The 8,607-nt window shown below is 33.3% G+C and carries 7 protein-coding genes and 1 pseudogene; 5 read left to right on the forward strand and 3 right to left on the reverse strand.

What is annotated here, in order from left to right; all coding sequences use genetic code 11:
- Positions 1-79 precede the first annotated feature (79 nt).
- Positions 80-1,579 carry a B12-binding domain-containing radical SAM protein gene (locus M0Q24_RS06025; protein WP_295048450.1) on the forward strand — a complete coding sequence of 500 codons (1,500 nt, stop codon included), beginning with the start codon at positions 80-82 and terminating at the stop codon, positions 1,577-1,579.
- A gap of 90 nt (positions 1,580-1,669) precedes the next feature.
- Positions 1,670-3,664: a methyl-accepting chemotaxis protein gene (locus tag M0Q24_RS06030; RefSeq protein ID WP_295048453.1), complete on the forward strand. Its 1,995-nt coding sequence runs from the start codon at positions 1,670-1,672 to the stop codon at positions 3,662-3,664.
- Between the two features lie 24 nt (positions 3,665-3,688).
- On the opposite strand, the gene M0Q24_RS06035 is transcribed toward M0Q24_RS06030, so the two are convergent.
- Positions 3,689-3,862 carry a CZB domain-containing protein gene (locus M0Q24_RS06035; protein ID WP_295048464.1) on the reverse strand — a complete coding sequence of 58 codons (174 nt, stop codon included), beginning with the start codon at positions 3,860-3,862 and terminating at the stop codon, positions 3,689-3,691.
- Between the two features lie 81 nt (positions 3,863-3,943).
- Here M0Q24_RS06035 and M0Q24_RS06040 point away from each other — a divergent pair, with 81 nt between their 5' ends.
- From M0Q24_RS06040 to M0Q24_RS06050, 3 genes are all read left to right on the forward strand, one after another.
- Positions 3,944-4,582, forward strand: a complete 639-nt coding sequence (locus M0Q24_RS06040; protein WP_295048455.1) for a transglutaminase-like cysteine peptidase — start codon at positions 3,944-3,946, stop codon at positions 4,580-4,582.
- Positions 4,579-6,504 (forward strand): LapD/MoxY N-terminal periplasmic domain-containing protein, encoded by a 1,926-nt coding sequence (locus tag M0Q24_RS06045; RefSeq protein ID WP_295048457.1) that lies wholly within the window; start codon positions 4,579-4,581, stop codon positions 6,502-6,504. The genes M0Q24_RS06040 and M0Q24_RS06045 overlap by 4 nt, the downstream gene beginning before the upstream one ends.
- Positions 6,505-6,591: 87 nt before the next feature.
- Entirely contained in the window at positions 6,592-7,713 is a 1,122-nt protein-coding gene (locus M0Q24_RS06050) for a methyl-accepting chemotaxis protein (protein ID WP_295048458.1), read from the forward strand.
- Here the strand turns inward: M0Q24_RS06050 and M0Q24_RS06055 are convergent.
- Together M0Q24_RS06055 and M0Q24_RS06060 are read right to left on the reverse strand one after the other, a co-directional pair.
- Positions 7,648-8,253 (reverse strand): site-specific integrase, encoded by a 606-nt coding sequence (locus M0Q24_RS06055; RefSeq protein ID WP_295048460.1) that lies wholly within the window; start codon positions 8,251-8,253, stop codon positions 7,648-7,650. The two genes, M0Q24_RS06050 and M0Q24_RS06055, sit on opposite strands and share 66 nt — an antisense overlap.
- Positions 8,216-8,607, reverse strand: a pseudogene (locus M0Q24_RS06060) (hypothetical protein); the annotation flags it as partial. The pseudogene M0Q24_RS06060 and the gene M0Q24_RS06055, both read right to left, overlap by 38 nt.

Consider the following 8,607-nt stretch of genomic DNA (forward strand, 5'->3'; position numbering starts at 1 on the left):
TCCTATAAATTTTATAAACAGACTAAGGTTACTTCCCCTTTTTTCCCTTAGTCTGTTTTCTTTATGATAAACTTCTAACATGATAATCCTAACAACACTAAACTCAAGATATACTCACAGTTCATTTGGTCTAAGATACCTTTACGCTAACTTAAAAGAGTTACGCGATGATGCAAAAATTGTTGAGTTTAGCATAAATGATGCTCTGCAAACCATAGCTGAAAAACTACTCTTACACTCTCCAAAAATCATAGGTATTGGTGTCTATATCTGGAATGCTAAAGAAGTTCATGAGTTAGTGAGTATTATAAAAAAAGTCTCGCCCGAGATCAAAGTAATCCTCGGAGGACCAGAAGTCACTCATGAACCTTTTCGTGTTAACTTTGATGCGGCTGACTTTATTATTCAAGGCGAGGGAGATTTTGCCTTTTACAAACTTTGCAGAGATATAATTGACAACAAAGCATCTCAAAGAGTTATAAAGATGGCTCTACCCTCACTAAAAGATGTTTGTCTTCCTTATGAGTACTATACAGATGATGATATAAAAAACCGTTACCTTTATGTAGAGATCTCAAGAGGATGTCCTTTTGAGTGCGAATTTTGTCTCTCCTCTATGGATGAGAGGGTTCGTGCTTTTGACCTTGAAGCTGTGATGTTAGAGTTTGAAAAACTTTGGCAAAGAGGTGCTAGAGCTTTTAAATTTGTAGATAGAACTTTTAACCTAAATATGAAGAGTGCAAACGCAATCTTAGACTTTTTTTTAGCAAAAGATGAGCCTTATTTTGCACACTTTGAAGTTATACCTGATCATTTTCCCTCATCTATAAAAGAGAAGATCAAGCTCTTTAGCAAAGGTGCTTTGCAACTTGAGATTGGCATACAAACGCTAAATACTCAAGTGGCAAAAAACATCTCAAGACAACTAAAACTAGATAAGATAAAAGAGAATATCTCTTTTTTAGAACATGAGACAGATGCTCACATCCATCTAGATCTTATAGTTGGACTACCTGGTGAGAGCTTGGAGAGTTTTGGGGCAAATCTTGATGAGTTAGTCTCTCTTAGTAGTTGTGAGATACAGATAGGCATACTTAAAAAACTCTCTGGAACCTTTATAAATAGGCATGACATAGAGCATGGAATGGTTTATAGCGACATTCCGCCATACGACATACTTAAAAATAATAATCTTACGTTTATAGATATCCAAATCATGAAAAGATTTGCTAGATTTTGGGATCTACTTTATAATAGTTCAAATTTTAAAGAGAGTGTAAAACTTCTTTGGATGGACACAAATGAGGTCTTTAGAAGTTTTTATAACTTTAGTTCGTGGATCTACACTCAAACAGATTCTACTTACAAGATCTCGCTTGAGAGGCAAGGTGAACTACTTTTTTCATATCTTAAAGATGAAAAAAAGTTGGGCGCTGAACTGATAGCAACTTCTATGATAAAAGATATGATGAAGTTAAAAGGACGAGCTATGCCAACTTACTTAAAACATTATGCAAAAGAACAGAGTGTAGATGCTAAAGAGGGAACAGCTGGGTTTAACAAGAGGCAAAATAGATAAACTATTGACACTATAGTTATTTTACTTCCTTTACATTAAGTATTTCATTTGTATAATTCTAAAACAATTAAGAACAGCAAGGGTAACAATATGTCTACGATTAGTTTAAGCAAGCAGATAAGTATAGGATTCGCAATTATCCTAGGGGCAATGGTCATTATGGGAATGATTGCCATTGGTAGTATGTCGAGTGCCATTAGTAACTCAGAAAAACTCAATAATGAGTATATCGCAGAAGTTGGTCTTGCTACATCTTTGGAGAGAAACTATGCAAAAGCTCGCATTGATATAGTAAAATTTCTCTATTCTGAAGATATGGAGATTATAAAAGGTGCACAAAAGCACGTTTTAAATGTATATGAAAAATTAAATGAACTCAAAGAATTCTCTAAAAAATACCCTAACTTAAAAGTTTTGGCAAAGGAACTTCCACTTATTGAATCAGGGATTAATAACTATAAATCATATACACAAGAAGTTGAAACTCTTATTGTAAAGAAAAAAGAGCTCGAAAAAGAACTAGATATAAAGGCAAGTAGTTTTACTAAACATGCTCAACTAGTACTAAAAAACCAACAAAAGCAGATGAGAAAATCGGCTCAAACTAAAGTAGAGACGCCACTACGCACAGAAAGACTTTTTATATCTTATGACGCGCTCATTCGTGGCTTAGAACTTCGTTTAGAGAACTTTAGAGCAAGTGCTCGTGGTGACGCAACTATTTTAGAAAACGCACTTAAAGATTTTGAAAAAGTGTTGGCTCCCATCCAAGCACTTCGTAAAGATGCAAGAAACGCAAAAAATATAGAATCATTTAAAATATTTGAAGAAGCTACTATCGCTTATAAAGATAATCTTCAAGAGATAATGACAATAAATCTTCAAATTGAGTCAATTAAAGAAAAAACAGTGCAGTCTGCTCTTAGCACTCTTCCTTTGATAGAAGAAGTAAGTCTTGCAGGGTTCAACGCTACAAAACGAATGGCACAAGACAGCATAGATGATTTAAATGGTTCAGAATCTATGATGATTTTTATTTTAATTATTGCTATTGTGATTAGTTTGGGTGTTGCTTGGTATATAATCACAGTAGGCATAAATAAACCATTGAATAAGTTTAAAGAAGCTATGTTGAAAATTGCAAATGAGCATAATTTAACTATTAAAGTTGATACAGATGCACCAACAGAGATCCATGACATAGCGGTTAGTTTCAATAACTTTACACACCAACTTCATGATCTCATTGACAACACAAAACGCTCTTCAAATGAAAATGCATCAATCGCACATGAACTCTCTACTACAGCTCTAGGCGTTGGAGGAAATGTTGAGAAATCAGTAGTAGTTACGCAAGAAGCAAACCAAAGAGCATCGCAAATCAAAGAGGAGATACGAACTTCTATAACAGACGCTCAAAAGAGTAAAAAAGAGATAATCAGAGCAAATGAAAACCTAAATACTGCGCGTAATGAGATGAAGGCAATGAACGCAAAAGTTCAAGAAACTGCACAAACAGAAGTTGAACTATCTCATAAAATGACTACTCTTTCTCACGATGCAAATGAAGTGAAAAACATACTAGAAGTTATAGGCGATATTGCAGATCAAACAAACCTACTTGCACTAAACGCTGCTATTGAAGCAGCACGAGCTGGTGAACATGGACGTGGCTTTGCAGTTGTTGCTGATGAAGTCCGTAAACTTGCAGAGAGAACTCAAAAATCACTAGTAGAGATCAACGCAAGTATAAGTGTAATAGTTCAGTCTATCCTTGAAGCAAGTACACAAATAAGTGATAATTCAGAAGATATTCAAGCCCTAGCTACATCTGCATCTGAAGTTGAGATAAAGATAAATGAAAGCGTTTCTATTGTAAATCTAGCAGTTATTGCTAATGATAAAACAGTGAGTGATTTTGAATCTACGGGTAAAAATGTTGAAGACATATCGCAAAAAGTCTCTACTATTAATGAGATCTCAATTGTAAACGCTAGAAATGTTGAAGAGATAGCCGCAGCAGCTGAACATCTTAACAATATGACAGAAGAGCTCAATAATAAACTAGAAATATTTAGATCTTAATACTCCTTGGAGTATTAAGAGTTACTATTTTGCTTCTTTATGCTGAGTTGCAAATGCTTGATAGCTTGAACACATTTCAAAGTCTTCTTTACCTTTTCCATCAAAGTACCACTTCCCAAGCCTACACTCAGTATCACTTTTAAACTCATCAGTAGCTTCCCCTCTAAATACAGCTTTGTATCCATTTGTTTTAAAGATAAGATGATCAAGCTTACGATGTAAGCTTAAGCTATTTTAATATTGTATATCTTGTCAGATAAGTTTTGATATAATCATCAAATGGTCAAGTTGAAAATCTTTTTTGTTATATCACTACTGTTTGTTAATATTTCTTCACTTTGGGCAGAGCCCTATGTAGATGCTGTTCTTTTAGAGAAGATCACCAAAAAGTATAATCTTTTTGCAAAGAAAAGATTTCTCTATCTTCAAAAAAGTCTTGATAAAGTAAAAAATAAAAGTGATCTACAAAAGTTAGAAACAGTAAATTCATTTTTCAATAAAGTAAGATACTCTTCTGACATGAAAATTTATGGTAAAGCTGATTATTGGGCTACTCCATGGGAATTTTTAGGACGAGATAGAGGGGATTGTGAAGACTATGTGATCTCTAAATATTTTGCTCTTTTGTATCTTAAAGTAGATGCAAAAAAACTATTTTTTACCTATGTTCGCTCAAGCGAATTTAAAGAGGCACATATGGTTTTAACCTACTTTGAAACACCTCGTAGTGAACCACTTATCTTAGACAACAACAACTTTAAAGTGCTAAAAGCTTCACAAAGAAAAGATTTAACACCTATCTATAACTTCAATGGAGAGAGCTTGTATAGAGCCGAAACTGGAAAAGAAGTTCAAAATCAAAAAGCTCACAAAAAATTTGATGAACTAAAACTAAACATGAAAAGGAAGAAAATATGACACTATTTAAACAAATAGCATCTATGTTATCAATATTTTTGCTTATATTTCTAACAACGGTTTTAACACTAAACTTTAAAAGTGCAAATCATTCAGTTGAGGAGAGACTCTATGAAGATGCTAAAAATAGTGCAACTTCACTCAGCCTCTCGTTGGGTGGTGCCAATGGCGATCTCTCTATGATGACAACTATGATAAATGCTAACTTTGACAGTGGAAACTATCGTCATATAATGCTTCAAGATGTTGACGAAGTTCTCCTATATGATAGAAAGCTTCAAAGAGAGAGCATAGATGTGCCATCTTGGTTTTTAAAATTTGTAAATATCAAAGCACCAGTTGCATCAGCAAATGTTTCGGCTGGATGGAGTCAGGTTGGTATCTTAAGCGTTCAAAGTGATGACTCATATGCATACAAACAACTATACTCTATCTTAGTAGATCTGCTTATCTCTTTTAGTGTTATCTCAATTATCGGGCTTGTGGTGTTAAATCTTCTTTTAGTTGCTATTTTAAAACCTCTAAAAGGTGTGCAAAAACAGGCTGAAGCAGTTATAAGAAATGAGTTTATAATTCAGCAAAATATACCCTCAACAGTAGAGTTTAGAGATGTAGTTTTGGGCATGAACAATATGGTATCAAAAGTAAAAGCTATGTTAGTTAAAGCTAATGAAGAACTAAAGCATCAAAAGGCACTTGAGTATATAGACAAAGTTACAGGACTTAAAAATAGAAAATACCTAATAGATAAACTTCCAGAGTATCTAAAGATAGATGCTACTTCAAAAGGTGGAATCAACATGATGATATCTATAAGTGGCGTGATAGAGGCTAATGAGCAGATAGGACACAAAGAGGTAGATAAACTACTCTTATCAATGGCAAATATATTTGATGCACACGCTAGTAACTATGAAAACTCAATTGTCGCGAGAATGAACGGCACGGAGTTTTCTATCTTGCTTCCTGATTGTTTAGATAAAGATGGATTAAAATTAGCAAAAAATATCTATAAATCGTGTCAAAAAATAACTGAAGGTTTTGCTCTAGATACAAATCATACCTATGTATCTTTAGGTTTGTATGAGTACAACTACAAAGATAGTATCGGAGAGCTTCTTTCACAATCTGATAACGCTTTAGCACAAGCAAAGTTTAGCGATAGCAAGACATATTTAGCTAAAGCACAAACCTTGGTTGAAGTTATGGGTAAAGATGCTTGGAGAGAGGTTATAAAAGAAGCGGTCCAGAACAATCAATTTAAGTTTGTTTCATGGAAGGTAGTAGATGCAAAGAGAAAGAAAATAGCACACAATGTTTTAAGTATAAATTTAAAAGTAGATAAAGAGACGACATATTATTATGGGCAGTTTATGGCTCCAGCAAATCAATTAGGACTAAGCTCTAAGATATATGACAATGTGCTTGATATGATGTTTAAAGTTCCAAATATGACTCTTAAAAACTCTTTATGTTCACTTAGACTTCCGTATGATTATCTCGTAGAAGAAGGTGTTTTTGCTAGGATGAATAAACTCTTAGATGCTCATGCTAAAGCTCTTCCTTTTAAGCTTATAATTGAGATGCCAGATAGGTTTATGCGACAAAACACTATCTTAGTTAAAAGCTATAAAGATCTGTTTGATAAATATAATATCGATATGGGAATTTTTGAGTTTATCGCAGAGGGCGAAGATTATCAATATTTGCAAGAGTTTAGACCTGTTTACATCAAAGCACAGAGTGATTACTTTTTAACTCAAAGTAAACAAGCCCTAGCCTCACTTAATCTTATAGCCGACACGATTGGCATCTCTTTGATAGCATCTGGAGTTATGCAAATGGATGAATTGAAAGAACTGCTTGAGAAAGACATAAATATTGTTCAAGGAAAAGTAACTGAAATGATAGAACTAATATAAAAAAAAATTATTCTTTTATGTCTTTGTAATGTTACCAAGTGTACTATATCTGATATAACAAAAAAACTCAGAATGGGGTGTGTGTCAATGTTTTTTAAAGATACGAAAAAGCTAGAATTAGACTTAAGATCTAAAGATCTAGAGATAGAAAGTTTAAAAGAAGCATTGCAAAAAGCTGATGATAAAGTACGTGAGCTAGAACGAGACATAAGCAAAGATCGCGAAAGCGAAGTTATGAATGACCTTATAAAAGCACTGACAACGGGATTAACAAACTCTTGTGAACATGATTTAAAAGAGTTACAGTCAAACTTAGCTGACAATCTATCAAGTCTACAAGACATAGAAAATGAAAGCTGTAGCAATGAAGAAGATATGAGTGAGTGTTCTACTGATGTAGTTGAAATGACTGGCACAATGAACTCTCTTTTAGAACATATTGCAAGTACATTTGATCAAGTAAGTACACTTAACTCTAATGTTGAGAATATCTCAGATGTGATAAGCCTTATAAAAGACATCTCAGATCAAACAAACCTACTAGCCCTCAATGCGGCAATTGAAGCAGCACGAGCTGGTGAACATGGACGTGGTTTTGCAGTCGTTGCTGATGAAGTCCGTAAACTTGCAGAGAGAACTCAAAAAGCTACAAGTGAAGTAGAGATAACAGTTCAAAGTCTAAAACAAAACACTCAAGAAGTACATGAACACTCTAAGTCTATGGAAGAGCTAAGTCAAAGTGCAAATGATCAGATGATCATTTTTCATGAAAAGACAGATGCTCTAACTATAGCTTCAAGAAAGATAGAACAAGAGACTATAAATATAACATATGAAATTTTTGTAGTGTTAACTAAGCTAGATCATCTACTCTTTAAAGCAAATGGCTATAAAACGATTTTTGATGGAAAAATAGATGCTGAATTTGTTAGTGAAACAGAGTGTAGACTTGGTAAGTGGTACTTAAGTGGTGTTGGCAAAGAGAAGTTTGGAAAAGCAGCGAGTTATGCTAAGCTAGCTGGACCTCATAAAGAAGTTCATGACAACATTCAAAAAGCTATTGAGTGTGTTAAAAATGGAACATGCACACAAGAAGCAGAGAATGTGAAGACATACTTCGAAAATGCGCAAAAAGCATCTAAATCAGTTATGAAAATACTTGATGATCTGCTTATTGAAGAAAAAACTTATAGAGTGGGTAAGAACTAAACTCTTCGTGAGTTTAGTCCTTACCCCTAAATTGACTTGTTTCTGGGCTTTATAGTTAATTAATCTTTTACTGTCACCGTTTTGTAACCGATTATCATCATCAAACAAAGAAAAATTAACACCTAAATCTATATTTTTAGACTCTATAATACTTGCATAATATTCTAGTGTTGTACTAGCTTTATTGTGTCCAAGAAGTCCCGATAGTTCATTAATACTTACGATATTATCTTTTAGCATTAATGTGGCAAATGTATGTCTTGTAGAAGATAGCTTATGTCTTACAACTCCGCTATCTTTTACAACTTTTGCCCAGCGTTTTTTTAACTTATCAGCATCATCAATATTTCCAAATATGAAAATATTATTTGTTTGTATCTTTTTGATTTCAGATAAAATATATTTAGGATAAGGAACTACTCTTCTTGAGTTTATAGTTTTGCCAGTTCCTATAATTCCTTTGGTTCTAGTCCTCTTTATATGAATATATCCATTTTTAAAATCACCAAGCTGCAAACCCAATATTTCGCCAACTCTCATTTACACAACTTTTGTAAACTTTTAATGAAACTGACTTCATGTTTAATGAAGTTAGATATCTCTTAATATCTAGTCTTGTAATCGTGTCAATTTCACGACCTTTAAAAAACCCAATCACTCTTAGATAATATTCTTGTTTAACTGTAAAACTTCGATTACTATCTTTTTGCTGTAGAAATATATTTCCATAATACTCGAAAGTTTTAGGTTTTTTCTTGTATATTTCTACTGTAGCAATTTTTATATCCAAAGCTGGTATAATTTTACTAGTCACGATATTGATATTTTTAGGCGTATCTTTTAATTTGGTAGATTTTTGAATACGCTTTCCATCAACATAGTAATTAAGCCAAA

Origin of the sequence: Sulfurimonas sp. (assembly GCF_023228785.1) — a bacterium.
GTDB lineage: Bacteria > Campylobacterota > Campylobacteria > Campylobacterales > Sulfurimonadaceae > Sulfurimonas.

What these genes read in the sequence shown, in the direction of transcription:
- M0Q24_RS06025 (WP_295048450.1), top strand. Translation starts at nt 80, where the DNA reads ATGATAATCCTAACAACACTAAACTCAAGATATACTCACAGTTCATTT.
- M0Q24_RS06030 (WP_295048453.1), top strand. Translation starts at nt 1,670, where the DNA reads ATGTCTACGATTAGTTTAAGCAAGCAGATAAGTATAGGATTCGCAATT.
- M0Q24_RS06040 (WP_295048455.1), top strand. Translation starts at nt 3,944, where the DNA reads ATGGTCAAGTTGAAAATCTTTTTTGTTATATCACTACTGTTTGTTAAT.
- M0Q24_RS06045 (WP_295048457.1), top strand. Translation starts at nt 4,579, where the DNA reads ATGACACTATTTAAACAAATAGCATCTATGTTATCAATATTTTTGCTT.
- M0Q24_RS06050 (WP_295048458.1), top strand. Translation starts at nt 6,592, where the DNA reads ATGTTTTTTAAAGATACGAAAAAGCTAGAATTAGACTTAAGATCTAAA.
- M0Q24_RS06055 (WP_295048460.1), bottom strand. Translation starts at nt 8,253, where the DNA reads ATGAGAGTTGGCGAAATATTGGGTTTGCAGCTTGGTGATTTTAAAAAT.